A 25,725-nucleotide genomic window follows, 5' to 3' on the forward strand; every position below is an offset into this window, starting at 1 on the left:
AAGGCGAGCCGTCTTGGCTTTGGCTCTTGGCTTTGGCTCTTGGCTTTGGCTCTTGGCTTTTCAGGCGGCTTCGCCGGTGGGGTATCCCGTCACGAGTCGCGCCACAGCTCTCGCTGCATGCCTGGAGGGGTGTCAACTCGACACGCTCTTCGTCGAGTTGACACCCCTCCAGGCATGTGGCTCGCTCTTGGTGCGACTGGTGACGGGACACCCCACCGGCCCACACCCCACAACGAACGCAACAGGCAGCCGCCCAACACAACAGGCGTGCCATCAACCCACGACCGGCGCGGGCCCCCCGATCAGATTGCCGGGGGTCTGGGGGCAGCGCCCCCAGGGGAAAGCACGCAAGGCAACCAGGCCGCACGCCACAGGCGCAACGCAACAGGCCGCACGCAACAGCGGAAACGCCCCCAGGCCACACCCAACCCAACCCCCGGGCTAAATCAACTTCCCAGGGTTCAAGATCCCAGTCGGATCCACCCGCTCCTTCACCGCCCGCAAAACCGACACCCCCACGCTCCCGATCTCCCTCTCCAGCCAGGGCGCATGATCAACCCCAACAGCGTGGTGATGGGTAATCGTCCCCGTAGAGGAAACAACCTCGGAAGCCGCAGCCTTGGCCCGCCTCCACTGCCCCACGGGATCGTCGAGGTCCCGGGGCACCAGAACCGTGAAGTACAACGAAGCCCCGGTCTCGTAAGCATGCGAGACGTGGCACATCACCACGGGATTCCCGAGCTCGGCGACCAAAGCGGCCCGGACGGCCGAACGCACCTCGGAAACCCGGGACCAGTGGGCAGCGGTTTCCAGGGTTTCGACGCACACGCCGGCATCCAGGAGCGCATCCCGCTGCCGAGGCCCGTTGAACCGCCCGTGCAGCCACGACGCCCCCATCGCCCGCCCGAGCCGAACGACCTTGTGCCCGCTCAACGAGCTCATGGTCGCGGACCGGGAGCGGCACTCCCACCCCAGGATCACCAGGCAGGGCCGCGCCACCCGCCGGAACCGCAGGTACTTGCGCAGCAGAGCGGCCTTCTCCCCGGCCATCTCCAGCGCGACCTCGGTCTCGTCCGCGTCGGACAGCCGGGTGATGTCGGCGAGGACCCCGTCCTGGGCCAGGGTCCGGACGAGCGCGACCCCGGCTTCCCACCCGTCCACCACGAAGCCCTCGTACCGGGGCCCGTACGGCCGGGGCCGGACGCGCACCGAAACCTCGGTGATGACCCCGAACACCCCTTCGCTGCCCAGGACCAGCTGCTTCAGGTCGGGTCCTGCGGCAGAGGCGGGAGCGGTCCCGGCCACCCACTCCCCCACGGGGGTGGCCACCCGGACGGACTCGACCATGTCCTCGAAACGCCCGTACCCGGACGAAGCCTGACCAGCGGACCGGGTGGCGGCGAACCCGCCGATGGTCGCCCGCTCGAACGACTGCGGCACGTGCCCGAGCGTGAACCCGTGCTCTCCCAGCAACTTCTCGGCCTCAGGCCCGGTCAACCCGGCCTGGAGCACGGCAACCCGTGACACGGGATCGACGGACACGAGAGAAGAAAGCCCGGAAAGGTCCAGCGCCACCACAGCGGCCTTGGACCCGCGCAGGGCCTCGACCCCGCCGACGACAGAAGTGCCCCCGCCGAACGGCACCACGGCGACGTCGTGCTCGACGCAGACCTTCAACACCTCGACCACCTCGTCGGGCGAGCCGGGCGTCACGACGGCGTCCGGCACGGCCAACTCCCCGTGCCCACGCCGCCGCAGCAGGTCGAGGTACGACAGGCCACCCGCACGCCCCAGCCGGTCCTCGTCGTCGGCCGAGACAGCGCACACGGCCTCCAGCGCCGTGAACGCGTCGGCGGACAGGGCGGACGGCGGCGCCGTCACCGGCACCTCGGTGAACGGCTCACCCAGGCCGACTCGCTGGGTCAGCCACGCCAGCGCAGGAGGCGGCAGCGGCACGGTTTCGGTGGTCCATCTCGCCCTGGTCACTGCTACAGTGTGACACATGACGTCTCAACGTCACACCCACGACGCCCTGCTCGACGCGACCCGTGAGTGTGTTCTCGAGGTCGGGGTGCGCCGGACCACCCTCACCGACGTGGCGAAACGGGCCGGCGTGAGCCGCATGACGCTCTACCGCCGCTACCCCGACGTCGACCACCTCGTGCGGGCTCTGATGACGCGGGAGTTCGCCGCGCTGCTCGCCGAGGTGGAACGGTCGAGCGGCCAGGGCAACGCACGGGAGCAGCTCGCCCAGCGGGCTGTGGACGCCATCCGGATGCTGGACGCCAACCCGCTCATGCGCCGGGTCATGCAGCTCGACGCGGACCTGATGCTGCCGTACCTCACCGACCGGCTCGGCAGCACGCAGCGGCTGGTCGAGCAGTTCCTCGTCGCGCAGATCGAGGCCGGGCACCTCGACGGGTCGATCCGGCCCGGTGACGCCAGGACGCAGGCCCGCGTGGTGCTGCTGAGCACGCAGTCGATGGTGCTCTCGACGAGGCCCGCCACGTCCGGGCTCGAGTTCACCTCGCTGCTCGACGAGCTCGCCCGGCAGCTGGACGGAGCCCTGAAGCCGTGAACACCTCCCTGAACGCCGCCAGGCGCGCCGAGGACCTCGAAGCGGCACAACGGGAGGTCGCCGACGTCCTCGTGGTCGGCGGTGGTGTCACGGGCGCGGGCGTCGCCCTCGACGCGGCGTCCCGCGGCCTGAAAACGGTGCTGCTGGAGGCGCACGACCTGGCGTTCGGGACGTCGCGGTGGTCCAGCAAGCTCGTCCACGGAGGTCTGCGCTACCTCGCGAAGGGCGACGTGCGGCTCGCCCACGAGAGCGCCGTGGAGCGTGGGATCCTGATGACCAGGACGGCTCCGCACCTCACCCGCACGCTGCCCATGCTGTTCCCGTTGCACGGCACCGCCGGGCACTTCGTGATGTCGGGCTTCCGCGCCGGCAACGCACTGCGCATCGCCGCCCGCACGCCCGCCGACGTGCTGCCCGGACCGCGCAGGGTGTCGAGGCACGAGGCGCTCGCGCTGGTCCCCGGCCTGGACGCGGGGAAGCTCACCGGCGGCCTGCTGAGCTACGACGGCCAGCTCGTCGACGACGCGCGGCTCGTCGTGGCACTGGCCAGGACCGCCGCGGGCCACGGCGCGAAGGTCATCACGCGCGCGAAAGTCGTGACGCTGCAAGGAGATGGAGCCGAGGCGCGGGACACGCTCACCGGCGCCTCGTTCACCGTCAGGGCCAGGGCCGTGATCAACGCGACGGGCGTCTGGGCCGGCACCCTCGCACCGGTGCCCCTGCGGCCGTCGCGCGGCTCGCACCTCGTCCTCGACGCCGGGAGTGCCGGGATCACCGCGACGGCGCTGACGATCCCGGTGCCGGGCGAGCGCAACCGCTACGCGTTCCTGCTGCCCCAGGCGAACGGCCGCGCGTACCTCGGCCTCACCGACGAACCGGTCGACGAGATCCCGGACGTGCCGGTCGTTCCCGAGTCCGATGTGGACTTCCTGCTCGCAACGGCTTCCCTGGTGCTGCAACGGAATCTCACCAGGGAGGACGTCATCGGCAGCTACGCGGGCCTGCGCCCGCTGCTGCGGGCCGAAGGCACCACCGCCGACCTCTCCCGCCACCACGCCGTGCTCAAGGCGTCCAACGGCGTCATCACGATCGTCGGCGGCAAGCTCACCACCTACCGCAAGATGGCGGCGGACGCGGTGAACGCGACGAGCCTGACGCAGATCCCCTGTCGCACCGAGGACATCCGCCTCGTCGACGACAGGCCCGCCCCGACGACGCCGATCGCTCCCGGCGTCACCGAGGCCGATGTCGTCCACGCCATCCGGCACGAGGGCGCGCTCGACGTCGACGACGTCCTGGACCGGCGCACGCGGATCGGCCTGGTGCCGAGCGATCGTGAGAAGGCCGCACCCGAGATCGCGAAGCTCCTGACCAACGCGTGAGAACGGGGCGCCCCGCGAGGGACGCCCCGTTCTCAGCGCAAGGATCGCAGGATCACTCGCCGATGACCGGCTTCGCGGCCTTGGGCGGGTCGACCAGGGCCTCGCCCTCGATCCGCACCTTCCGCTTGTGCTCGCTGCCGCCGCCCTGCTGGCCACCGGCACCGGCCATGGGAGCACCACCCATCATGCCGCCCATGCCACCGCCGGCACCCTTCCCGCCACCGCCGGCGCCGGGCGCGCCCGCCGCGGGCGCCGGGCTGCCGCTGGCCGCGGGCATGACACCGGCCGCGCCGCCGAACTGCGTGGCCGAGGTGCCGCCGGCACCACCGCCACCGGCGGGGCCGCCGCCCATGCCGGCGGGGATGCCGCCGCCACCGCCGCCGCCCATGCCGCCCTTCGGGATGCCACCGCCACCGCCGCCACCCGCACCGCCGCCGGACGCGGCCGTCGCGGCGTGGTCAGGGGTGGCCGGGCGGTACCAGTCGGTGTTCGGCGTCGTGGGCATGACACCGATCGAGGGCGGCTTGACGCCCGTGTTGCCCCCGGCCGTCGTGGTCGTGTCGGGCTCCCAGTGACCGGGGACCCAGCGACCTCCGCCGGAGCCGGAGCCGGAACCCGTGCCCGTGCCGGAGCCGGAGCCCGTGCCCGTGCCGGAGCCGGAACCCGTGCCGTAGCCGGGCGGAGGGGTGTACCCGCCGTGGCTGATCTGGCCGCCGGAGCCGGTCTGCGGCCGTCCACCGGTGCCGCCGTGCTGGCCGGGGATGGGCTGGTACGGCGTCACCGCGGGACCGGTGCCGACGCCCGAGCTCCAGCCGGACGGACCGCCCGAGGCGTTGCCCGGCACCGGCTGGAAGGGCGTGACCTGGGGGCCCGCACCCGACTGGCCGAGACCGCCGCCGCCGGCACCGCCGCCGGCGCCGCTCGTGTACGTCCCGCCCGCACCGGCGGACGCGCGGTCCTGCTGGTCGGCGCGGATGCCGTCGAAGCCGCCCTGCGTCTGCCGGGTGATGCCACCGGCGCCGCCGCCACCGCTCCTCTGCGCCATCGAGGAGATGGCGTCGATGACCTGCTCGGCGACCTTGGCGATCTGCGTGACCGACTTGATCAGGTTCATCAGCTTCTGCACGGAGCCGACGAGCTTCTGCAGGAAGTCGGCGAGCTTCTTCGCGTAGTTGACCGCGGTGGTCACGATGTCCGAGATCGCGCCCGCGATGGCCGCGCCGAAGGTGAGGAAGGAGGCCGCCAGCCACTGGATGATCTTCATGACCATGTCCGAGACGGCCTGGCTGATCAGGTCCATGATCATCTTGCGGACGGTGCCGACGAGCTGGCCCGCGCCCTCGACCGCGCCGGCGATGCCGTCGACGGACTTGGCGAGGGTCTCGAGGCCGCCCGCGTGCTTCTTGGCGGCGGTGCGGTAGCCGTCGGCCGCCCGGCCCTGCCACTCGCGGGTCTGCGAGACGCAGATCTTCTCGTACTCGGTCGCGATGCCGTGGACCTGCTTGCCCGCGGAGCGGAACGACTCGGCCATCCGCGAGATGGACTCGGGGCTGCCGAGCAGGACGTCGAACGGCTCGCGCAGGAAGTCGACGTGCTGGATGGCCCAGCTGAACCCGGCGGACAGGAAGCCGCTCAGCGGGTTCGCGGACATGCCGACGATGCCCATCGCCGTGTTCGCGATGCCGAGGCCCGCGTTGACCCAGTCCCCCCGCTCGATGGCGGAGTAGGTGGTGGAGATGCTGGTGATCAGCTGCTGGGGGTCGGTGCCCTTGGCCTGCGACTGCGACGCTGGCGCGGTCATCCCCGGCCTCCCTTGAAACCGAACATGTTGTCGAGGTCGACCTGCTCGTACTGCTCGATGGTCTCGCGGAGACCGGCGCTCATGTCCATCAGCGAGTTCGCCGCCTTGCCGAGCCCGTCCTGCGACAGGCCGGCCTGCTGCAGGACGTTCTGGGCCAGGAACCCGAGGAAGACGCCGAAGGCCTCGGTCGTGAGAGCCCCCGGATCACACGTCTCGGTGGCCTTGCGCATCCGCTCCATGAGCTTGTTCACGTTCGCCGCGTGAGTTCTGAGCTCGTCCAGGTCGATGTTGAACTGCTGCTGCATGCCTTACCCCCTCCTCCTGCACTCAGGCCATGACGTCGGGCGGGTTCGTGAAGTACTCGTCGTCGGGCCGCGTGTCCTTGCGCTCCAACTCCGACTTCGGTTCTTCCTCGTCGGTTCCATCGCCCTTGTAGCCGTTCGGCATCTGGGCCTTCACGAACTCGAGAGCGGGGCTGTCACCGACGAAGTCCGTCATGATCTGCACCACACGCCCGGAGGCGTCGCGCTGGGCCTTCGCGGAGGCCGTGAGCACGGCGGAGGCGATCTCGGAGGGGTCCATGCCGCGGGCCTCGGGCTTGATCTGCAGGCCGGTCAGCACGCCCGTCGCGTTGACCGTCACCGTGATCAGGCCGTCGGGCGAGCTGGCGCTCCCGCCCACACCTCCGAGCTGGTCGCGGGCCTGCTCGGCGTTCTGCTTCGCCTGCTCGATCTTGGCCCCGTACTGCGCGAGCCACTGGTCCGGGTCAATGGGCTGCATGGTCACCCCCGTTGAGTGAATTGGTCGTTCGTTCGATTCGCCGTAGACGCCCGTATCGTTTCACCCGTTCCCTGCTCACCGATACTTTCCGTCCGATTACCGCCATCCGGGCTAACGAAGGGGTTCACCGTGCCTGAGGGAGTGCTGGAGATCGACGCGGTCTCCAAGCGCTACGGGGAGGTCGTCGCCCTGCGGGACATGTCCTTCGACGTGCGCGGGGGCGAACTCTTCGGGTTCGTCGGCAGCAACGGCGCCGGGAAGACCACGACCATGCGCATCGCGCTGGGCGTGCTCGCGGCCGACTCCGGCGAGGTGCGGTGGAACGGCAGAACAGTCGACCTCGACACGCGGCGCCGCATCGGTTACATGCCGGAGGAGCGCGGCCTCTACCCGCGGATGAAGGTGCTCGACCAGCTGGTCTACCTCGCGGAGCTGCACGGCATGGGCACCAACGAGGCCCACACGAGCGCGGAGAACTGGATCGCGCGCCTCGGCCTGCGCGACCGCCGCTCGGACGAGGTGCAGCGCCTGAGCCTCGGCAACCAGCAGCGCGTGCAGCTCGCCGCCGCGCTGGTGCACGAACCGGACGTGCTGGTGCTCGACGAGCCGTTCTCGGGCCTCGACCCGGTCGCGGTCGACGTGATGAGCCAGGTGCTGCGCGAGAAGGCGTCCGCCGGTGTGCCCGTGGTGTTCTCGAGCCACCAGCTCGACCTCGTGGAACGGCTGTGCGACCGCGTCGGCATCGTCAGCGAGGGCTCGATGGTCGCGAGCGGCACGGTGGACGAGCTCCGGTCGGGCGGGGTGCCGCGCCTCGTCGTGGAGTCGCCGACCACCGGCTGGGCTGACACCCTGGACGGCGTGCGGGTGATCGAGAAGGACGAGACGCGGTGCGTGCTCGAGCTCGCCGACGGCGTGGACGACCAGACGGTGCTGCACGCGGCGTTGGCGGCCGGTCCGGTGCACGAGTTCTCGCGGCAGCGGCCCTCGCTGACCGAGCTCTTCCGCAACGTCGTGACCACCGAGGGCAGGAGCGCATGACGTCGGCCCGAGCGGTCTCGCTGGTGGCGAAGCGCGAGTTCGTCACGAAGGTGCGCACCGAGTCGTTCCTGATCGGCACAGCGGTGATCATCGCCGTGCTCGCCGGGTACGTGGTGCTGCAGTCGGTGCTCTTCGACGACCAGCAGCGCAGCGTGATCGGCCTGTCCGGTCAGGCCACCCAGCTCGCGGACCCGTTGCGGGACAAGGCGATGTCGTTCGGCATCGAGGTCGAGACGCGCGACGTCACGCCCGCGGGCGACGCCGAGCAGCAGGTCCGCGACGGCAAGCTGGACGCCCTCGTCACAGGTGCGCCGCCGGAGCTGAAGATGATCGTCAAGGGCTCCGGCGACGACGTGCTGACGGCGGTGCTGAACGACGTGCTGCGCCAGCAGGTGCTCGTCGCGCAACTGGCCGAGGCGGGCATCACCCCGCAGCAGGTCGCGCAGGACCTGGCGAACGTCAAGGTCGCCGTGACGGCGCTGGAACCCGTTGACCCGCAACACGGTCAGCGCCTCGCCATCGGGTTGGTCGTGGCCGCGCTGCTGTACTACTCGTTGCTGGTCTACGGGACGATGGTCGCGCAGGGCGTGGTGGAGGAGAAGTCCAGCCGGGTCGTGGAGATCCTGCTCGCGACCGTGCGGCCGTGGCAGTTGTTGCTGGGCAAGGTGATCGGGCTCGGCGCGGTCGGCCTGCTGCAGCTGCTGGTGATCTCCACCATCGGCCTCGGGCTGTCCTCGGCGTTCGACGTCGTGGACGTCGGCTCGCTCGGCGGCGCCGCCCTGCTGACCGGCGTCCTCTGGTACCTGCTCGGCTTCTTCCTGTACGCCACCGTGTTCGCGGCCGCCGCGTCGCTGGTGTCGCGGCAGGAGGAGCTGCAGTCCGTGCTGACGCCGATCAGCATGACGATCATCGTGGCGTTCGTCGCCGGCATCAACCTCATGATCGGCAGCCCGACCGGGTCGGCGGTGACGGTCCTGTCGCTGCTGCCGCCGTTCGCCCCGATCCTGATGCCCGGCCGGATGGCGCTGGGCGTCGCACCGGCCTGGCAGGTCCTGCTGGCCGTGGTGCTCGCCCTGGCCGCCATCGCGGCGATCACGTGGCTGGGCGGGAAGGTCTACGCGAACGCCGTGCTCAGGACCGGCGCCCGCGTCAAGCTCCGCGAGGCGCTCAGGCTCTGATCGCCTGGTAGCGGTCGAGCGCCACCCGGCGTTCGACCGCGTGGTCCACGATCGGCGTGATGTCCGGCGAGTCGGGGGCGTACCTGCGCACGTAGGCGCCTTCCGGGTCGAACTTCTTGGCCTGCGTCGTGGGGTTGAAGACGCGGAAGAACGGCGCCGCGTCCGTGCCGCAGCCCGCCACCCACTGCCAGTTGTGCTGGTTCGAGGCGAGGTCGCCGTCGACCAGGTGCTCCATGAAGTGCCGCGCGCCCCACCACCACGGCAGGTGCAGGTCCTTGACCAGGAAGCTGGCCGTGATCATGCGCACCCGGTTGTGCATGAAGCCCTCCTGCTTGAGCTGCCGCATGCCCGCGTCCACGATCGGGAACCCGGTGCGGCCCTCCTTCCAGGCCTCGAACAGCTCCTTGTCGTCGTCGTGCACCATGCGGTCGAACTTGCGGTCGTAGTTCTCCCGCGCCGTCTCCGGCCTGTGCCACAGCACGTCGGCGTAGAACTCGCGCCAGGCGAGCTCGCTGCGGAACGTCCCGTCGCAGTCCCGCAGGAGCGTGCGGGGGTGCAGCACGCCCCACCGCAGGAACGCGGACATCCGGCTCGTCGCGTCGAGGTCGGGCCGGTCGCGGGTCTTGTCGTAGTCCGCCAGCCGTTCGTCGCGGAACTTCTCCCAGAGCGCCAAGGCGTCGGGCAGCTCCTCCTCGACGTCAGGGATCTCCTGACCGCCGTGCGGCTCCATCCAGTCCACAGTGGAGGAGCCGCTGTCCGCGGGTTCGCGCCAGCCGTGCTCCAGCCAGGCGCCGCGGAACGGCGTGAAGACCTTGAACGGGGTCCCGTCCTGCTTGAGCACCCGGCCCGGCGCCACGGCGTAGGGCGAGCCGGTGCGGACGAGCTCGACGTCCCCCAGCGCCTCCTCGACGGCCTCGTCGCGCTTGCGTCCGTACGGCGCGTAATCCGCGGAGATGTGGACACTGCCCGCGTCGATCTCCCGCGCAATGCGCGGAACAGTCGTCACCGGGTCGCCGTGCACGACCATCAGGCGACCACCCAGTTCGTCGTTCAGGGCGTGCAGACAACGGTGCAGGAATTCAATTCGCGCCTGCCCCGACGGTTTCAGCAACCGGTCGTCGAGAACGAACAGTCCGAGCGCGCGGGGAGACCTTTCCGCGGCCGCGAGAATGGCCGGATGATCGGATGTCCGCAGATCGCGGCGAAACCAGACGATCGAGGGTTCGGAACTCACCGTTCGACGCTAAGGCGAGGCCGACGAGGCCGCACAACGAGCGGCCAGGTCCTGCAACCCGATCGTGTAGGCGATCTCGTGCGGCTCGGCGAGCAACGGCAGCACCAGTTCCAGATCCGCGCGGCGGCGCGCGAGTACCGCGGCCCGCCTCGGGCCGAGGCTCCCGCTCCGGAGGACCGCCTGCGCGCAGGCCGCGATGTCCGCGTCCAGCTGCACGAAGCAAACGTCCGCCACGTCCACCGATCGCAGGCGGGACGGGAACAACCGCTCCAGGTGCGCCGCGTACAGCCCTTCCAACGTTTCGGCCACAGCTCCCCCAACACGCCGAAGGCGCGTCACCCGTGGGGTGACGCGCCCTCAGCTTACGAAAAACCTAACCCGTGATCAGCGGTTTTCCATCGCGACGAAGTCGCGCTCCGTCGGGCCGGTGTAGATCTGCCGCGGACGGCCGATCTTCGTGGCCGGGTCGTTGATCATCTCGCGCCAGTGCGCGATCCAGCCGGGGAGCCGGCCGAGCGCGAACAGCACGGTGAAGAACTTCGTCGGGAAGCCCATCGCCCGGTAGATCAGACCCGTGTAGAAGTCCACGTTCGGGTAGAGCTTGCGGGAGATGAAGTAGTCGTCGCTCAGGGCGGCTTCTTCGAGCTGCTTCGCGATGTCGAGCAGCTGGTCGTCGGCGCCGAGCTTGCCGAGGATCTCGTCGGCCGTCTTCTTGATGATCGCGGCGCGCGGGTCGTAGTTCTTGTAGACCCGGTGGCCGAAGCCCATCAGGCGGACGCCGTCCTCCTTGTTCTTGACCTTGTTGACGAACGACTTCACGTCGCCGCCGTCGGCCTTGATCTTCTCGAGCATCTCCAGCACCGCGCTGTTCGCGCCGCCGTGCAGCGGGCCGAACAGGGCGTTGATGCCCGCGGAGATGGACGCGAAGAGGTTCGCCTCGGAGGAGCCGACCAGGCGCACGGTCGACGTGGAGCAGTTCTGCTCGTGGTCGGCGTGCAGGATGAACAGCAGGTCGAGCGCGCGGACCAGGTCCGGGTCGAGGTCGTAGGCCTCGGCCGGGAAGCCGAAGGTCATGCGCAGGAAGTTCTCCACCAGGCCGAGGGAGTTGTCCGGGTAGAGGAACGGCTGGCCGACCGACTTCTTGTAGGCGTAGGCCGCGATCGTCGGCAGCTTGGCCAGCAGGCGGATCGTGGAGATCTCCACCTGGTTCGCGTCGAACGGCGACAGCGAGTCCTGGTAGAAGGTCGACAGCGCGGAGACCGCGGACGACAGCACCGGCATCGGGTGCGCGTCGCGCGGGAAGCCGTCGAAGAAGCGCTTGAGGTCCTCGTGCAGCAGGGTGTGCCTGCTGATCTTCTGCGAGAAGTCCTCGAGCTGGGCGGCGGTCGGCAGCTCGCCGTAGATCAGGAGGTAGCTGACCTCGATGAAGTTCGAACGCGCGGCCAACTGCTCGATCGGGTACCCGCGGTAACGCAGAATTCCGGCGTCACCGTCGATGTAGGTGATCTCGGAGGAGCAGGAGGCCGTGTTGACGAAACCGGTGTCCAGGGTTACCAGGCCGGTGGTCGACAGCAGCTTGCCGAGATCGATGCCGGACGCGCCTTCGGACGCCCGCACCACCTTCATCTCGAGCTCTCCGCCCTCGTGGCGCAGCGCGACGGTCTGTGGGTCGTTCGGCGCAGTCGTCGCGTCGGGCATTCAAGTCCCTCTCAACGCTCGGACGGGGTGGCGGCAGACCACGCTGGGCCTGCCGTCGTCTCGGACCACCCCGTTGGGATCTGAGTCTTCAAGTCCACTCACGCTAGTCGGCGGAAGGCCCGCCTCGCAGCAGCGGTGTGAACCGATTCTGTGAGATGGGACCGGCATCACATCCGCAATGCCGGTTTCTAGCGCGGCTCCCCCACGGTAGTCCGATCCTCCGCTTTATCCAGCCAACGCGGCGGTGAGTTCGCTCGCAAAGGGCGGTTCGGCGCCCGCGCGGGAACATGTGATCGCGGCCGCGGCGCCCGCGTAGGTCAATGCGGCCGTCCATTCCTCACGTGAGAGCGCGCGCACCTTCTCGACGTCGAGGGCGTCGTGGTCGTGCAGCCACGCGAGCAGGGCACCTTGCACCGTGTCGCCCGCCCCGATCGTGTCGACGACGTCCACCTCCACCGGCGGCACGTCGACCTGGTCGGTGGCGGTGATGACGGACAGGCCGTCACCGCCCTTGGTCAGGACGACCGCGGCCGGTCCCTGTGAAATCCACGTCCTTGCGATCTCGATCACGTCGCCGTCCTCGGCGAGCCACCGGGCGTCCTCGACGGAGGCCTTCAGCAGTCCGACGTCCGGTAGCCAGGACGTGAAGCGCTCGCGGTAGGCGCCCGGATCGGCGATGAGCCCTGCCCGGATGTTGGGGTCGAGCGCGGTCAGCAAGCGCTTGCTCTCGCGCCGCAGCACCTTCTCGTAGACCGAGGCGCCGGGTTCCAGGACGAGGCTGAGGGTGCCGAACGACACCGCCTTCGCGTCCGCCGGCAGCGGTCCCGGGTCCTCCACGAGGCGGTCGGCGGTGCCCTCGACGTAGAACGAGTAGCGCGCGCTCCCGTCCTCCGCGAGCCCCACGACCGCGAGCGTCGTGTTCTCCGGCCCGCGCTGGACGAGAGACGTCTCGACGTTCGACTCCTGGAGCCGCTTCACGAGCTGCCCGCCGAAGTGGTCGGTCGAGATGCGCGACAGGAAGGCCGCGGGCACGCCGAGCCGCCCGAGCGCGACGGCCACGTTGTACGGCCCGCCACCGAGCTTCGGCGCGAGCGGCGCCAGCTCGTCGTCCCCGACCGGCACCATGTCGACCAGCGACTCACCAGCAACCACGATCACAGCGTTCTACTCCTTCGGGGAAGCGCCCGTCCTCTGGAGCCCATCCAACAGCAGTTCCCCCAGCGCGGTGAACGCCTCGGCGTCCGAAACACCTGCCCGTTTCGTGAGGACTCCCGTCTGGATGCCCTCGATGAGCAGCCCGGCCATCTCGGCGAACAGCGTCGCGTGCACCTCGCGGAACACGTGCAGCTCGACGCCCTCCTGGATGAACGCCTTGATGCGCTCGGCGGCGGCACGGGCGTTGCGCTCGTAGGTGGCGCGCGTGGGCGGGAAGTCGGAGACGTCCGCGATGAACGCCGCCGAGGCCTTCGTCAGCTCCTCCGCCGCGCCCGCGAGGTAGCTGCCGATGCGTTCGCGCACGTCGTCGAGGCCCGCGATGCGCTTCTCGATGCGCTCGGCCGCCCCCTTGAAGTACCGCCCGACCACCCGCACGGCCAGCTGTTCCTTGCTGCCGGCGAGCGCGTACAGCGTCGACTTGGAGCAGTGCAGCCTGCCCGCGACGTCGTCGAGCGTGAGATGTCCGAAGCCCTCGGTGAGGAACAGCGCCTCCAACCGGGTGAGCAGCTCGGCCTGCCGCTGCGTGAGAGCCCGCGTCATGGTGAGGACCCTGCCACATCCGCTGGCCGGTGTACTGCACAACGCACTAGAGTACTGCTACCAGTACACCACCGGAGGTCGACGATGCCCGCCGAGCGGCTGCTCCCCACGCAAGAGGCCGAGGACCTGATCGCGCTGGTCAGGGAGATCGCGCGGGACGAGCTCAAGCCCCACGCCGCGGACGCCGAGGAGAACGAGAAGTTCCCCCGCGACGCGTTCCGCCTGCTGGGCAGGACGGGTCTGCTCGGCCTGCCGTACCCCGAGGAGTTCGGTGGCGGCGAACAGCCCTACGAGGTGTACCTGCAGGCGCTCGAAGAGGTCGCCTCGGCGTGGATGACGGTCGCCGTGGGCCTCTCGGTGCACGTGATGTCGTGCTACGGCCTCGCCACGTTCGGCACCCGCGAGCAGCAGGACCGCTGGCTCCCCGAGATGCTCGAGGGCGAACTGCTCGGCGGCTACGCGCTGTCCGAGGTCCAGGCGGGCTCCGACCCGGCCGCCATGGCGACCCGCGCGGTCCGCAAGGGCTCCGAGTACGTCGTGAACGGCACCAAGGCGTGGATCACGCACGCCGGCGCCGCCGACTTCTACACCCTGATGGCCCGCACGTCCCCCGACGCGGGCCGCGGCATCTCCTGCTTCCTCGCACCCGGCGAGACCCGGGGCCTCACCGCGCTGACCCCCGAGCGGAAGATGGGCCTCACCGGCTCCATCACCGCCCAGCTCGAGTTCGCCGACGTGCACTTCGATGCCGACCGCCTGATCGGCCAGGAGGGCGACGGCCTCAAGATCGCACTGTCCGCTTTGGACTCCGGCCGCCTCGGCATCGCGGCGTGCGCCGTGGGTCTCGCGCAGGCGGCGTTGGACGAAGCGGTCGCGTACGCCAAGACCCGCACCCAGTTCGGCCGCCCGATCATCGAGTTCCAGGGCCTCGAGTTCCTCCTGGCCGACATGGCCGCGGCCGTCGAGTCGGCGCGCGCCACGTACCTGCAGGCCGCCCGCCGCCGCGACCGCGGGCTCCCGTTCCGCCAGCAGGCGTCGATCGCCAAGCTCGTCGCCACCGACGCGGCGATGAAGGTGACGACCGACGCCGTCCAGGTGCTCGGCGGCGCCGGCTACACCCGCGACTTCCCGGTGGAGCGCTACATGCGCGAGGCCAAGGTCCTGCAGATCTTCGAGGGCACCAACCAGATCCAGCGCCTCGTGATCGGCCGCGGCCTGCGCTAGCTAGCCGCGCTCGCGGTAGAAGGGGTCGGCGACGACCCCTTCCCCCTTGCTCTCGTCCCACGTGTAGACCTCGCGCCCCTGCACGAACACGCGCAGGGCCCGGCTCATCACGTCGAGCGGGTCCCCCGACCAGATGACGACGTCACCGTCGAGCCCCGGCTTCAACGACCCGACCCGGTCGTGGAGCCCCATGATCCGCGCGGGGTTCGTCGTGATCGACCGCAACGCCACGTCGCTGTCGAGCCCTTCCTTCACCGCCAGCGTGGCCTGGTGCACCAGGAAGTGGATGGGCACGACGGGGTGGTCCGTCGTGATCGCCAGCTCCACCCCGGCCCGCGCCAGGATTCCGGGGTTGCGCAGCCCGCGGTTGCGCAGCTCCACTTTGGACCGCGACGTGAACAGCGGCCCGATGATGACCGGAATCCGCTTGTCCGCGATGACGTCCGCGATCAGGTGGCCTTCGGTGCCGTGGTTGAGGATCAGCCGGTACCCGAACTCCTCGGACAGGCGGATCGCCGTGGCGATGTCGTCGGCCCGGTGCGCGTGCTGGCACCACGCCAGCTCACCGGTGAGCACCTTGCCGAGGACCTCGAGCGTGGTGTTGCGGTCGAACGGCTTCCCGTCCGCCTCCGCCTCGGCCTTCTTGGCGAGGTAGTCCTGCGCTTTGGTCAACTCGTCGCGGATGACCGCCGCCACCCCCTGCCGCGTGGCGGGCAGCTTCCCCTTGTCGCCGTAGACCCGCTTCGGGTTCTCGCCGAGCGCGCTCTTCACGCTGACGGGCTCCTTGACGAGCATCTCGTCGACGGTCCGCCCCCAGCACTTCACCGCGACCGTCTGCCCACCGATGGGGTTGCCCGACCCGGGCTTGATCACCGCGGTCGTGACACCACCACTGAGCGCGTCGGCAAAGCCCAGGTCAGCGGGGTTGATGGCGTCGAGCGCCCGCATCCGGGCCCCGACGGGATCGGTCATCTCGTTGGTGTCCTGCCCGGCCCACCCCTCGGCCTCCTCGTGGACACCGATGTGCCCGTGGGCCTCGACGAAGCCGGGCAACACCCAGGCCCCGCCCGCGTCGACGACCTCGACGCCGTCCGGAACGTCGACGTCAGCGCCGACCGCGACGATCTTCCCGTCCTGGACGAGGACGGTGCCGCCTTCGACGGGGTCGCCGTCGACGGGCACGACGTAGCCCCCGGTGATCGCGATGTTCATGGTTAGCAACGCTAACAACTGCGGCGGCTGAGCGCTATGCCGAAGGCGAGCCGCCCGACCGAGCGCGATGCCGAAGGCGAGCCGTCCTGAGCAGACGCTCCCGGCGGTGGGGTCCCGTCACGAGTCGCGCCACAGCTCCTGCCGCTCCTGGTGCGACTTGTGATGGGACCCCACCGCCAACGCAACCACCAACGCAACCGGCAGCCGCCCAACACAAACAGGCGTGCCATCAACCCGCTCGAAGCGCAGGCCCCCGATCAGATTGCCGGGGGGTCTGGGGGCAGAGCCCCCAGGGGAACAACGCAAGGCAACCGGCCGCCCGCAAAGCGACCACCCACAAAGCCGCCAAACCCGCCAACCCGCAAGCTGACGCAGGCGTCCCCCCACCCTCAGGACCCCTCGCAACACAACCTACCCAGCACCCCGACAAGATCAGGAGCTCAACGGCCGGATCCCCCACCGAGCCCCCCACGACTCCCCGGGAGAAACCCAGATCAGGTCCACCCCGGAGTTCAGGGCGTCCGGCGGGCACGTCATCGGCTCGACAGCCACGGCCCGCCCCCGCCCGGGGTAGGAATCGGGCGTGTAGACCTGAACCCACCGGAACGCCGGATCCGCCCAAATCTCCACCCCGCCGTTCTCGGCGACCAGGGTGTGGTGGACCAGCCCGTCCTCCGAGGGCTCACACCCGCCGAACGGCGTGTCCAGCCGGACGCCTTCGAGCAGCCGCCCGCCGCGGAAGTCGAACGACGTCCCCTCCACCGGCACGGCGGGCCCGGAGGGCACCATCCGCTCGACGTCGAGCGGCAGCACCGAGGTCGCGGCCAGCGTCAAGGTGCACGAGTCCGTGGAAGCGTTCCCAGCCCGCGGGTAGGGGTGCGTCCCCACCCCGAACGGCGTGGCCGCGTCCCCGACGTTCGTGACCCCGTGCGTCACCGTGAGACCGCGATCATCCAGTGCGTAGGACACCGTGACGTCGAGAGCGACGGGCCATCCGGCCTGAGGCTCGATCAACGCGCGCAACGACACCAGAGAGCCGGTGTGCTCCAGCACGGACCAAGGACGTCGGCGCAGCAACCCGTGGACAGCGTTTCCCCGGGCCGGCTCGGTGACCTCGAGCTGCTGCCGCACGCCGTCCAGCACCCAAGACGCGCCTGCTGTCCGGTTCGGCCACGGCACGAGGACGGCGCCCGCGCTCATCGGCGGTTTCTCGTCGGCGCCGAACGTCTCGACGTACGGGACGCCGTCCACCTCGAAGGACCGCAGGCCAGCGCCTACAGTCGTGATCACGGCGGTGGCACCCTCGTACGAGATCCCCAACATGAGGCTGAAGCCTACGGGGCCAGCGGAAGGATTCGCCCATGAAGGTTCACCATCTGAACTGCGCCACGTTCCGGCCACCCCTGGTCGCGGGCGGCCTGGTGGCCCACTGCCTGCTGGTCGAGACCGACCAAGGGCTCGTGCTGGTCGACACCGGGTTCGGCATGAACGAGATGACGAACCCCAAGGCGACGATCGACCCGCTGAGCCGCAAGCTGCTCCAGCCGGTGCTCGACATCAACGAGACGGCGATCAGCCAGGTCGAGCGGCGCGGGTACACCGCCGACGACGTCCGGCACGTCCTGCTCACGCACCTAGACCTCGACCACGCGGGCGGGTTGCGCGACTTCCCGAAGGCCACGGTGCACGTGCTCGACTCCGAGCTGGAGGCGGCGAGCAACCCGCGCAACGTCAAGGAACGGGCTCGGTACCCGAAGGCGCAACGGGAAGGCGTCACCTTCCGCACGCACAGGGCGGAGGGCGAGGACTGGTTCGGGTTCCAGGCCGTCCGGGACGTCGCGGGGCTGCCGGACGACATCCTGCTCGTGCCGCTGATCGGGCACACCCGCGGCCACACGGGCGTCGCGGTCAAGGGGGACGACGGCTGGATGCTGCACGCCGGCGACGCGTACTTCTACCGCGGCGAGGTCGAGACGCCGCCGAGCACCATCTTCGCGCTCAAGCTCACCGCCAGGCAGACCGAGACGATCCGCGAGCAGCGTCTGTCCAATGTGGAACGCCTGAGGGAGCTCAAGGCGCGGGGCGAGGTCGAGGTGTTCTGCGCCCACGACCCGGTCGAGCTGGCCAGGCTGGCATGACGTTCATCCGCCAGATCCGGCTGGACGGGCGGCACGACACGCGCCGCTACCCGTTCACGCTGCCGGTCGTGCGGCACCTGGTGGAGAACCCGGTCGACCTCCGGACGCCGGTCACGTTCCTCGTCGGCGACAACGGCGCGGGCAAGTCGACGCTGGTCGAAGCGATCGCGGTGGCGGCCGGGTTCAACGCGGAGGGCGGCACGCAGTCGTTCCGCTTCGCGACGAAGGCGACGGAGTCCTCGCTCGGCGACCACCTGACGCTCAGCTGGGGCACCAGGAAACCCCGCACGGGGTTCTTCCTGCGGGCGGAGTCGTTCTACAACGTCATCACCGAGATCGACCGGATCGGCGCGGGGATCCACGCGTCGTACGGCGGGAAGTCGTTGCACGAGCGGTCGCACGGCGAGAGCTTCATCGACCTGATGACGCACCGGTTCGGCGGCAGGGGCCTCTACGTGCTGGACGAGCCGGAGGCCGCGCTGTCGGTCAAAGGCTGCCTCACGGTCCTGAGGCGCATGCACGAGCTCGTCGGGGAAGGGTCGCAGTTCATCATCGCCACGCACTCGCCGATCCTGCTCGCGGCGCCGGGCGCGACGATCCTGGAGATCACCGACACGATCGACGAGGTCACCTACGACACGGCGGAACCGGTCGCGCTCACCCGCAACTTCCTGGGTGGGCCCGACCGGTTCCTGAAGCACCTGCTGGACTGAGCGGCTACTTGCCGAGGTTCTCCGGGTGCGTCTCCACCTTGCCGTGCAGCACGCGGTTGATGCCCCAGAGCACCAGGCCGGCGAGCAGCAGCCAGCCCGCGATCACGTAGTCGCCCCACGGGCGGCCCGAGAGCACCGGCATCGCGAGGTACGCGCACGTGATCGCGCCGAGCACGGGAGCCCACGTCGGCGCGCGGAAGTGCTCGTGGTCCGACTTCTCGCGGCGCAGCACGAGGCAGGCGACGTTGACGATGGTGAACACGATCAGCAGCAGCAACGACGTCGTGCCGCCGAGCTTGCCGATGTCCGCGGTCGACACCAGGATCACCGCGACGCCGGTCGTGAAGACGATCGAGATCCACGGCGTGCGGCGGAACGGGTGCACGGTGCCGAAGAACTTCGGGATGATCTTCTCGTTCGCCATGCCGTACAACAACCTCGACGCCATCAGCATGTTGATCAGCGCCGAGTTGATGACCGCCAGCAGACCGATCAACGCGAAGATCCACAACGGGAAGCCGGGCGCACCGACGGTGACGACCTTCAGCAACGCGCTGCTGCCCGCCTTGCCGAGCTCGTCGGACGGGATCAGCAGCGACGACGTGATCGCGACCAGGACGTAGATCAGGGCGGCGATGCCCATGCCCCACAGCATGGCGCGCGGGAAGATCTTGGCCGGGCTCTTGCACTCCTCGGCCATGTTCACCGAGTCCTCGAAGCCGACCATCGCGAAGAACGCGAGCGCCGTGGCCGAGGTGACCGCGAGCACCACGCTGCCGTCCGACGGCACGTTGATCTCGGTGAGCCTGCCGGGCTCGCCGTCGCCGTTCAGGACGGCCCAGACGCCGATCAGGATGATGATCACCAGGCCGGACAGCTCGATGCAGGTCAGCACCACGTTCGTCTTGACCGACTCGGACACGCCGCGGAAGTTGATCAGGGCGAGACCGGCGATGAAGACGATCGCGATGCCCGTGATGACCAGCGACTCCGGGCTGAGCGCGACGTCGAAGAACTCGACGAGCAGCTGCCTCAGGTACGTGCGGCCGAACGCGAGAGCCGCCGACGACGCCGACGTGATGCCGGAGCACATGACGGCGAACGCGACCATGAACGTCAGGAAGTGGATCCCGAACGCCCTGTTCGTGTAGAGCGCCGCGCCGGCGGCCTTCGGGTACTTGCCGACCAGTTCGAGGTAGCTGAACGCGGTCAGGAACGCCACCACGAACGCGAGCAGGAAGGGCAGCCAGAGAGCGCCGCCGATCTTGCCGGCCACGTTGCCGGTGAGGGCGTAGATGCCGGTACCGAGGATGTCGCCGACGACGAAGAACAGCAGCAGCTTCGGACCGATCGCCCGGTGCAGCTCTGGTTGCTCCGTTCGCGGAGTCGCTTCAGCCATGCCCGAAGATTCTGCACGTTTGCCGGGTCACCTGCGAGAACGGACGCTGACCTCACCCGATCGGTGTAACAATCGGACGATGAGACTCGCGGCAACAGCGATCATCGCCGCCTTGGCGCTGACCGCCTGCTCCTCGTCCGGACCCGCGGATGAGGACGCTCCGCTGCACCGCGACGTGAAGAGCCTGGTGGCCGCGGTGGAGAAGTCCGTCGCCGAGAAGGGCGCGTACCGCTTCACCATCGCGCCGCCGGCGACCGGGGGCGGCGTGCGGTACCCGTCGAACGGCACCGTGCGGCTGGGCGGTGAGGTGCCGGGCATGGACGCGACGACCACCCGTCCCGTGCGGTCCGGCGGTGACGCGGTGGAGCTGCGGCTCGTCTCGACCGCGAAGGACGCCGCGTTCGTGAAGCTGCCGGCCGCGCTGTTCGGGCTGCCCGCCGAGAAGCCGTGGGTGCGGCTCGACCGCAGGGTCGACGACGACTTCACCACGACGCTGCTCGGGTTCCACGACGTCGTCTTCCAGCAGGCCGCCTTCACCACCTACCACCTGCCGGTGATCAAGGCCGGCGGCGAGCTGGAGCTGACGGCGCAGGTCGGCGGGAACACCCGGTACTCGATCGCGGTCGACTACCGGAAGGCCCACGACGCCCTCACCGACGAGGGCCTGCGCACCGAGCTCGAGCTCGCCCTCGACCAGCAGGTCGCGGGATCGACCGGGGAGATCGAGCTCGACGGCGCCGGTCTGCCGGTCCGCATCGCGTTCTACACGCAGTTCCAGGGTGCGCGGATCGTCGACGAGGCCCGCTTCTCCGACTGGGGGACCGGAGCGGAGATCACCGCGCCGGGCCCGGCCGAGATCAGTCCGCGGAGTTGACGCGGTAACGCCAGATCGCCGGCATCAGGGCGACCATGGCGACCGACGCCACGACCACCAGCAGGCCACCGACGGACACGGCCGCCGCTGTGCCGACAGCCGCGCCACCCGTGCCGTGCAGCAGGTCCGCGACACGCGGGCCTCCCGCCACGACGACGATGAAGACGCCCTGCATCCGCCCGCGCATCTCGTCGGTCGCGGCCGACTGCAGGATCGCGCCCCGGAACGCCATCGACACCATGTCCGCCGCACCGGCGAGCGCCAGGAACGCCGCCGCGACCCACAGCGAGCCCGCGAGGCCGAAGCCGGTGACCGCGAGGCCCCAGCCCACCACGGCCAGCGTCAGCGCGACGCCGTGCCGGTTGATGTTCGAGATCCACCCGGACGTCAGCCCGCAGATCACCGCGCCGACCGGGATCGCCGCGAACAGCACGCCGAGCGCGAACCCACCGCCCGCCGGGTCGCCGAACGTGTGCTGCGCCATCTCCGGGAACAGCGCCCGCGGCATGCCGAACACCATCGCGATGATGTCGAGCAGCATGCTCGCCATGAGCACCTTCTGCGCCCACAGGTAGACGAACCCGTCGAGCACGTCCCTCAGGCCCGCGCGGCGGACCACCCCGTCCAGCGGGGGCATCGCGGGCAGCTTCCACACCGCGTAGACCGTGACGGTGAGCGCGATCGCGTCCACGAGGTAGAGCGTCGAAAGCCCGACGACCGGCATGAACGCACCCGCGAGCAACGGCCCGAGCACCGCGCCGAACTGCATGACCGTCGAACCGAGGGCCCCCGCGGACGGCAGCAGCTCCGCCGGCACGAGCCTCGCGATCGCCGCCGAACGCGCCGGGGCGTTGGCCGCGAAGAACACCTGCTGCAGGCCGAGCAACGCGATGACGAGCCACACCGATCCGACGCCCAGCGCCGCCTGCACCCAGAGCAGCACCGACGAGACGGCGATGCCGGCGTTGGTGACGAGCATCAGCTTCCGGCGGTCGACGGTGTCCGCGATCGCACCACCCCAGAGCCCGAAGACGAGCAGCGGGACGAGCGCGACACCGGCGGCGATGCCGACCCACGCCGACGAGCCGGTGAGGTCGTAGACCTGCTTGGGAACGGCGACGGCGGTGAGCTGGGAGCCCACCGCCGTCACGATCGTGGAGAGCCACAACCGCCGATACGCGACGATCTTCAACGGACGGGTGTCGATCACGAACGTCGAACGCGCGCTTCTCCCCACGGTGGCCACATCGTTAGCCTATGACAACTAACAACTCCTTCACGTGGAGATGTCACCAAGACCACTCGGCTAGAGGCGCACCGGGTACACCGGCTCCGGCACCTTCGGGCTGATCCGGCCCTCGACGAAGATCCCGTGCCAGATCATGAAGCACAGCAGGCTCCAGAGCTGCCGGCTGCGGTCGAACTGCTCCGACCTGTGCTCGGCGAGCAGGTCGAGCACGGCGTTCTTGTCGAGCAGGTGGCCGGTCTGCGAGTCGTTGATGATCCCGCGTGCCCAGTCGTACATCTCGGCGCGCAGCCAGTGCCGGATCGGCACCGGGAAGCCGAGCTTCGGCCGGTTCAGCACGTGCGCCGGGATGATCTTCGCCAGCGCCTTGCGCAGCGCGTACTTGGTCGTGCCCTCGGTGAGCTTCTGGTCGAGCGACACCTCGGCCGCGACCTTGAAGACCTCGGGGTCGAGGAACGGCACCCGCAGCTCGATGGAGTTGGCCATCGTCACCTTGTCGGCCTTGACGAGGATGTCGCCGCGCAGCCACGTGAAGAGGTCGATGTGCTGCATGCGCGCGACCGGGTCCCAGTCCTCCGACTCGCGGTACCAGGGCGCCGTGACGTCCTGGAAGCCGATGCCCTCCCGGTAACCGGGGAACACCGCCCGCACCTGCGCGTCGCTGAAGTTGCGCGCGTTGCCGTAGTAGCGCTCCTCCAGCTTGAGCGAGCCGCGCCGCAGCAGGTCCTTGCCGCGGACACCCTCCGGAATGGACTTCGACACCGCGCCCATCAGCTTGCGCACGCCGCCCGGCACCTTCTCGAACGGCGCCAGCGACAACGGCTCGTGGTAGATCACGTAGCCGCCGAACAGCTCGTCCGCGCCCTCGCCCGAGAGGACCGCCTTCACGTACTTACGCGCCTCTTTGGCGATGAAGTACAACGGCACCAACGCCGGGTCCGCCACGGGGTCGTCGAGGTACCAGAGGATCAGCGGCAGCTCTTCCATCATCTCTTCGGGCGACACGGTCCTCACGACGTGCCGCACCCCGATAGCCGCCGCGGTCTCCGCGGCGACGTCCACCTCCGAGTACCCCTGGCGGTCGAAACCGCTGGTGAACGCGATGAGGTTCGGGTTGTGCAACTTGGCCAGCGTCGCCGTGGCCGTCGAGTCGATGCCACCCGACAGGAACGCCCCGACCGTGACGTCCGGGTCGGAGATCATGTGCTTGGCCACCGAGTCGCGCATGACCTCGGCGATGCGCTCGTGCAGCGCCTCGGCCTCGTGCGCCCCGTTCACCGGCCGCGGCGAGAACACGGGCTTGAAGTACCGGTTGAACAGCACCTGCCCACCCGGGCTGACCTTGAACGACGTGCCGGACTCCACCCGCCGGACCGCCTTGTGCAGCGACTCGGGCTCCGGCACGTACTGCAGCACCAGGTAGTGCTGCAACGCCGTCTGGTCCAGTTCCTGGCTGATCCCGAGCACACCGGTCAGCTGCAGCAGGCTCTTCTTCTCCGACGAGAACGCCACCCCACCGGGACCGCTCGCCCAGTACAGCGGCTTGATCCCGAACGGGTCCCGCGCCCCGAACACCACGCGCTCCTGCGCGTCCCAGATCATGAACGCGAACATCCCGCGCAGCCGCTTGACCCAGTCGGCCCCGAGGTAGTGGTACCCGACGACGATGGCCTCACCGTCGCCCTTGGTCTTGAAGTGCGCGCCGAAGTGCATGGCCAGCTCGGCCCGCAGCTCCTTGTAGTTGTAGATCTCGCCGTTGAAGTTCAGCGTGTACCGCGTCGGGTTCTCCGGCGGCCCCCACACCAACGGCTGGTGGGAGTGCTCCAGGTCGATGAAGCCGAGCCGGTTGAACCCGTAGACGACCTCGGCATCGGCCCACGTGTCCTGCTCGTCGGGACCGCGGTGCCGCTGGCAGCGCAGTGCTGCGGCCACGGAGCCGCGCGCCGAGGCCGCGGCGGCTTCGGTGGAACAGATGAGTCCGAGCACTCCGCACACGTGAAATCGCACCTCGTAGCTAGCTGTTGCTGAAATCCCAGTATGCCGAAGCTGGGATCGGACATTCGCGCCACCCGAAGGACGCCTGGGGGCCGGGTCGGGTTCCGGAGGGGTGGCGCCGGGCACGGCCGGGGCGGCGCGGACGAGCGGTGACCGTGGTGGTGGGGGCGCGGTCTTGGGCCGGTGTGGCGGGGCCGGTGGCGGCGGGGCCCTGGCAGGGGCCGGTGTGGCGGGGGCTGCGGTCGTGGGCCGTGGCAGGACCGCGGTGGTAGGACCGGCGTGGCGGGCTGTGGCGGTGGGCCGTGGTGGCTGGACCGGCGTGATCGCGCCAGCGTCGTGGGGCCGGGTGCTCGGCGGTACGGCTCGGGGTACGGGTGGCGGCAGCGGCTGCCGACGGCAGCGGAGCTCACCAACCAGGCGGTGGCCGCGGCTGCGCACGCTGACGCAGGGGTCCCCTTCGACTTCGGGTCCCCCGCGACCGAACGTACTCAGCGGGTCTGACAATTCCGACGCGAAGCCGAAGGCGAGCCGTCACGCCGCGAAGAAGCCGCGAAAACAGGGCGAAGCCGAAGGCGGCCCACCTGGCCGCCGACCCTGACCGGCCGCGACGAGCAAGCCGCGAAGAGCAAAGGGCGAAGAGCAAAAGGGGCGCCTCCCGCCCACAGGAAGCGCCCCATCGCAAAAGCTCCAGCCGAACCTACGGAGCGACCCGCTCCAGCTGCCACCCGTCCCGGCCCAGCCGGAACCGCAGCCGGTCGTGCATCCGGTCCCGCCGCCCCTGCCAGAACTCGACCTCCTCTGGCCGGACCCGCCACCCGCCCCAGTGCGGCGGCACCGGGATCTTCTCGGTGTCCGCGAACTGGCGCTCGATCTTGTGCAGCGCGGAATCCAAAGTGGACCTTCCGGTGACCACTCGGGACTGCGGCGAGGCCCAGGCGCCGATCTGGGAGCCGCGCGGGCGCGAGTTCCAGTACTCGGCGGTCTCCACCGGGCCGACCTTCTCCACGGTGCCGCGCACGTGGGCCTGGCGCTGCATCGCGAACCACGGGAACGTGGCCGAGGCGTAGCGGGTGGCCATCAGGTCGTGCGACTTGTTGGACGTGTAGTTCGTGAAGAACACGAGTCCTCGGGCGTCGAGACCCTTGGCCAGCACCGTGCGCGACGACGGGCGGCCCTTGGTGTCGGTGGTGGCGAGCACCATCGCGTTGGGCTCCGGCAGGCCGGCTCCCGTGGCCTGGTCGAGCCACAGCTGGAGCTGTTCGTGCCAGGTGGCGGCAAGCTCCGACTCGCTGAGCGAGCCCTGCTCGTAGGACACGCGCATCGCCGGTAGCGCGATGTTCGTGGTCTCCGTCATCGGCGAACCTCCAAGCGGCGGGCAGAACTCGTGGTCCCTGGACCCGCGACCATACGCACGGCGAACGGATCCCGAAACCGCCTGCGTGGTGATGACCACCACCCGAACGGTGACTGTCCGTGCAAA

At 69.8% G+C, this 25,725-nt stretch carries 23 protein-coding genes; 8 read left to right on the forward strand and 15 right to left on the reverse strand.

From position 1 onward, the window contains the following. Window positions 1-441: 441 nt before the first annotated feature. Window positions 442-2,004 (reverse strand): FAD-binding oxidoreductase, encoded by a 1,563-nt coding sequence (locus tag L6E10_RS17380; RefSeq protein WP_236220542.1) that lies wholly within the window; start codon window positions 2,002-2,004, stop codon window positions 442-444. On the opposite strand from L6E10_RS17380, the gene L6E10_RS17385 reads away from it, so the two are divergent. After that, on the forward strand, window positions 2,003-2,578 hold the full coding sequence (locus tag L6E10_RS17385; RefSeq protein ID WP_236220543.1) for a TetR/AcrR family transcriptional regulator: 576 nt from the start codon (window positions 2,003-2,005) through the stop codon (window positions 2,576-2,578). The two genes, L6E10_RS17380 and L6E10_RS17385, sit on opposite strands and share 2 nt — an antisense overlap. After that, a complete protein-coding gene (locus tag L6E10_RS17390) occupies window positions 2,575-3,960 on the forward strand; it encodes an FAD-dependent oxidoreductase (protein WP_236220544.1) in 1,386 nt (461 codons plus the stop codon). Before L6E10_RS17385 ends, L6E10_RS17390 begins: the two co-directional genes overlap by 4 nt. Before the next feature lie 52 nt (window positions 3,961-4,012). Here the strand turns inward: L6E10_RS17390 and L6E10_RS17395 are convergent, their stop codons facing one another. From L6E10_RS17395 to L6E10_RS17405, 3 genes are read right to left on the reverse strand one after another with little or no spacing between them, the layout of a single operon-like run. After that, window positions 4,013-5,761 (reverse strand): WXG100 family type VII secretion target, encoded by a 1,749-nt coding sequence (locus L6E10_RS17395; RefSeq protein WP_236220545.1) that lies wholly within the window; start codon window positions 5,759-5,761, stop codon window positions 4,013-4,015. Next, on the reverse strand, window positions 5,758-6,066 hold the full coding sequence (locus L6E10_RS17400; RefSeq protein ID WP_236220546.1) for a hypothetical protein: 309 nt from the start codon (window positions 6,064-6,066) through the stop codon (window positions 5,758-5,760). The genes L6E10_RS17395 and L6E10_RS17400 overlap by 4 nt, the downstream gene beginning before the upstream one ends. 22 nt (window positions 6,067-6,088) lie before the next feature. After that, window positions 6,089-6,541, reverse strand: coding sequence for a YbaB/EbfC family nucleoid-associated protein (locus tag L6E10_RS17405; protein ID WP_090097732.1), 453 nt, complete (start codon window positions 6,539-6,541; stop codon window positions 6,089-6,091). A 129-nt stretch (window positions 6,542-6,670) separates the two neighbouring features. On the opposite strand from L6E10_RS17405, the gene L6E10_RS17410 reads away from it, so the two are divergent. Both L6E10_RS17410 and L6E10_RS17415 read left to right on the forward strand, forming a co-directional pair. Then, window positions 6,671-7,579 carry an ABC transporter ATP-binding protein gene (locus tag L6E10_RS17410; RefSeq protein WP_236220547.1) on the forward strand — a complete coding sequence of 303 codons (909 nt, stop codon included), beginning with the start codon at window positions 6,671-6,673 and terminating at the stop codon, window positions 7,577-7,579. Then, the gene (locus L6E10_RS17415) at window positions 7,576-8,757 is read left to right on the forward strand and encodes an ABC transporter permease (RefSeq protein WP_236220548.1); all 1,182 of its coding nucleotides are present in this window, start codon (window positions 7,576-7,578) and stop codon (window positions 8,755-8,757) included. The genes L6E10_RS17410 and L6E10_RS17415 overlap by 4 nt, the downstream gene beginning before the upstream one ends. Here L6E10_RS17415 and L6E10_RS17420 read toward each other — a convergent pair. The 5 genes from L6E10_RS17420 to L6E10_RS17440 form a co-directional block, all read right to left on the reverse strand. Further along, the gene (locus tag L6E10_RS17420) at window positions 8,747-9,973 is read right to left on the reverse strand and encodes a deoxyribodipyrimidine photo-lyase (protein ID WP_374237085.1); all 1,227 of its coding nucleotides are present in this window, start codon (window positions 9,971-9,973) and stop codon (window positions 8,747-8,749) included. The genes L6E10_RS17415 and L6E10_RS17420 overlap by 11 nt on opposite strands. A 27-nt stretch (window positions 9,974-10,000) precedes the next feature. Next, window positions 10,001-10,300, reverse strand: coding sequence for a hypothetical protein (locus L6E10_RS17425; RefSeq protein ID WP_236220550.1), 300 nt, complete (start codon window positions 10,298-10,300; stop codon window positions 10,001-10,003). 75 nt (window positions 10,301-10,375) lie between these two features. Continuing rightward, window positions 10,376-11,689 (reverse strand): citrate synthase, encoded by a 1,314-nt coding sequence (locus tag L6E10_RS17430; RefSeq protein ID WP_090097361.1) that lies wholly within the window; start codon window positions 11,687-11,689, stop codon window positions 10,376-10,378. Window positions 11,690-11,914: 225 nt separating this feature from the next. Continuing rightward, complete coding sequence (locus L6E10_RS17435) at window positions 11,915-12,847, reverse strand: PfkB family carbohydrate kinase (RefSeq protein WP_236220551.1); 933 nt, start codon at window positions 12,845-12,847, stop codon at window positions 11,915-11,917. 6 nt (window positions 12,848-12,853) lie between these two features. Continuing rightward, the gene (locus L6E10_RS17440) at window positions 12,854-13,444 is read right to left on the reverse strand and encodes a TetR/AcrR family transcriptional regulator (protein WP_236220552.1); all 591 of its coding nucleotides are present in this window, start codon (window positions 13,442-13,444) and stop codon (window positions 12,854-12,856) included. Between the two features lie 84 nt (window positions 13,445-13,528). Here L6E10_RS17440 and L6E10_RS17445 point away from each other — a divergent pair, with 84 nt between their 5' ends. Further along, window positions 13,529-14,668, forward strand: a complete 1,140-nt coding sequence (locus L6E10_RS17445) for an acyl-CoA dehydrogenase family protein (RefSeq protein WP_236220553.1) — start codon at window positions 13,529-13,531, stop codon at window positions 14,666-14,668. Here L6E10_RS17445 and L6E10_RS17450 read toward each other — a convergent pair whose 3' ends face one another. Continuing rightward, complete coding sequence (locus L6E10_RS17450; protein ID WP_236220554.1) at window positions 14,669-15,880, reverse strand: amidohydrolase; 1,212 nt, start codon at window positions 15,878-15,880, stop codon at window positions 14,669-14,671. Between the two features lie 432 nt (window positions 15,881-16,312). Then, window positions 16,313-17,203 carry an aldose 1-epimerase family protein gene (locus L6E10_RS17455; protein WP_236220555.1) on the reverse strand — a complete coding sequence of 297 codons (891 nt, stop codon included), beginning with the start codon at window positions 17,201-17,203 and terminating at the stop codon, window positions 16,313-16,315. A 38-nt stretch (window positions 17,204-17,241) separates the two neighbouring features. Here L6E10_RS17455 and L6E10_RS17460 point away from each other — a divergent pair, with 38 nt between their 5' ends. Together L6E10_RS17460 and L6E10_RS17465 are read left to right on the forward strand one after the other, a co-directional pair. Continuing rightward, window positions 17,242-18,018 carry an MBL fold metallo-hydrolase gene (locus tag L6E10_RS17460; protein ID WP_236220556.1) on the forward strand — a complete coding sequence of 259 codons (777 nt, stop codon included), beginning with the start codon at window positions 17,242-17,244 and terminating at the stop codon, window positions 18,016-18,018. Next, the gene (locus tag L6E10_RS17465; protein ID WP_236220557.1) at window positions 18,015-18,731 is read left to right on the forward strand and encodes an AAA family ATPase; all 717 of its coding nucleotides are present in this window, start codon (window positions 18,015-18,017) and stop codon (window positions 18,729-18,731) included. Before L6E10_RS17460 ends, L6E10_RS17465 begins: the two co-directional genes overlap by 4 nt. Window positions 18,732-18,735: 4 nt before the next feature. Here L6E10_RS17465 and L6E10_RS17470 read toward each other — a convergent pair whose 3' ends face one another. After that, the gene (locus L6E10_RS17470) at window positions 18,736-20,130 is read right to left on the reverse strand and encodes an APC family permease (protein ID WP_236220558.1); all 1,395 of its coding nucleotides are present in this window, start codon (window positions 20,128-20,130) and stop codon (window positions 18,736-18,738) included. 79 nt (window positions 20,131-20,209) lie between these two features. Here L6E10_RS17470 and L6E10_RS17475 point away from each other — a divergent pair, with 79 nt between their 5' ends. Continuing rightward, window positions 20,210-21,004, forward strand: a complete 795-nt coding sequence (locus L6E10_RS17475) for a hypothetical protein (RefSeq protein WP_236220559.1) — start codon at window positions 20,210-20,212, stop codon at window positions 21,002-21,004. On the opposite strand, the gene L6E10_RS17480 is transcribed toward L6E10_RS17475, so the two are convergent. The 3 genes from L6E10_RS17480 to pdxH all read right to left on the reverse strand — a co-directional run bounded on the left by L6E10_RS17480 (window position 20,988) and on the right by pdxH (window position 25,599). After that, window positions 20,988-22,241, reverse strand: coding sequence for an MFS transporter (locus tag L6E10_RS17480; RefSeq protein WP_236220560.1), 1,254 nt, complete (start codon window positions 22,239-22,241; stop codon window positions 20,988-20,990). The two genes, L6E10_RS17475 and L6E10_RS17480, sit on opposite strands and share 17 nt — an antisense overlap. A gap of 69 nt (window positions 22,242-22,310) precedes the next feature. After that, on the reverse strand, window positions 22,311-24,245 hold the full coding sequence (gene asnB, locus L6E10_RS17485; RefSeq protein ID WP_236220561.1) for an asparagine synthase (glutamine-hydrolyzing): 1,935 nt from the start codon (window positions 24,243-24,245) through the stop codon (window positions 22,311-22,313). Between the two features lie 697 nt (window positions 24,246-24,942). Then, window positions 24,943-25,599 carry a pyridoxamine 5'-phosphate oxidase gene (gene pdxH, locus L6E10_RS17490; protein WP_236220562.1) on the reverse strand — a complete coding sequence of 219 codons (657 nt, stop codon included), beginning with the start codon at window positions 25,597-25,599 and terminating at the stop codon, window positions 24,943-24,945. Between the last annotated feature and the right edge of the window lie 126 nt (window positions 25,600-25,725).

The organism is Lentzea sp. CC55 (assembly GCF_021056325.1).
GTDB lineage: Bacteria > Actinomycetota > Actinomycetes > Mycobacteriales > Pseudonocardiaceae > Lentzea > Lentzea jiangxiensis.

Bases quoted from the DNA above. Each gene is read 5' to 3' on its own strand.
- L6E10_RS17385 (WP_236220543.1), top strand. From the start codon at position 2,003: ATGACGTCTCAACGTCACACCCACGACGCCCTGCTCGACGCGACCCGT.
- L6E10_RS17380 (WP_236220542.1), bottom strand. From the start codon at position 2,004: ATGTGTCACACTGTAGCAGTGACCAGGGCGAGATGGACCACCGAAACC.
- L6E10_RS17395 (WP_236220545.1), bottom strand. From the start codon at position 5,761: ATGACCGCGCCAGCGTCGCAGTCGCAGGCCAAGGGCACCGACCCCCAG.
- L6E10_RS17400 (WP_236220546.1), bottom strand. From the start codon at position 6,066: ATGCAGCAGCAGTTCAACATCGACCTGGACGAGCTCAGAACTCACGCG.
- L6E10_RS17405 (WP_090097732.1), bottom strand. From the start codon at position 6,541: ATGCAGCCCATTGACCCGGACCAGTGGCTCGCGCAGTACGGGGCCAAG.
- L6E10_RS17415 (WP_236220548.1), top strand. From the start codon at position 7,576: ATGACGTCGGCCCGAGCGGTCTCGCTGGTGGCGAAGCGCGAGTTCGTC.
- L6E10_RS17430 (WP_090097361.1), bottom strand. From the start codon at position 11,689: ATGCCCGACGCGACGACTGCGCCGAACGACCCACAGACCGTCGCGCTG.
- L6E10_RS17440 (WP_236220552.1), bottom strand. From the start codon at position 13,444: ATGACGCGGGCTCTCACGCAGCGGCAGGCCGAGCTGCTCACCCGGTTG.
- L6E10_RS17445 (WP_236220553.1), top strand. From the start codon at position 13,529: ATGCCCGCCGAGCGGCTGCTCCCCACGCAAGAGGCCGAGGACCTGATC.
- L6E10_RS17450 (WP_236220554.1), bottom strand. From the start codon at position 15,880: ATGAACATCGCGATCACCGGGGGCTACGTCGTGCCCGTCGACGGCGAC.
- L6E10_RS17455 (WP_236220555.1), bottom strand. From the start codon at position 17,203: ATGTTGGGGATCTCGTACGAGGGTGCCACCGCCGTGATCACGACTGTA.
- L6E10_RS17460 (WP_236220556.1), top strand. From the start codon at position 17,242: ATGAAGGTTCACCATCTGAACTGCGCCACGTTCCGGCCACCCCTGGTC.
- L6E10_RS17465 (WP_236220557.1), top strand. From the start codon at position 18,015: ATGACGTTCATCCGCCAGATCCGGCTGGACGGGCGGCACGACACGCGC.
- L6E10_RS17470 (WP_236220558.1), bottom strand. From the start codon at position 20,130: ATGGCTGAAGCGACTCCGCGAACGGAGCAACCAGAGCTGCACCGGGCG.
- L6E10_RS17475 (WP_236220559.1), top strand. From the start codon at position 20,210: ATGAGACTCGCGGCAACAGCGATCATCGCCGCCTTGGCGCTGACCGCC.
- pdxH (WP_236220562.1), bottom strand. From the start codon at position 25,599: ATGACGGAGACCACGAACATCGCGCTACCGGCGATGCGCGTGTCCTAC.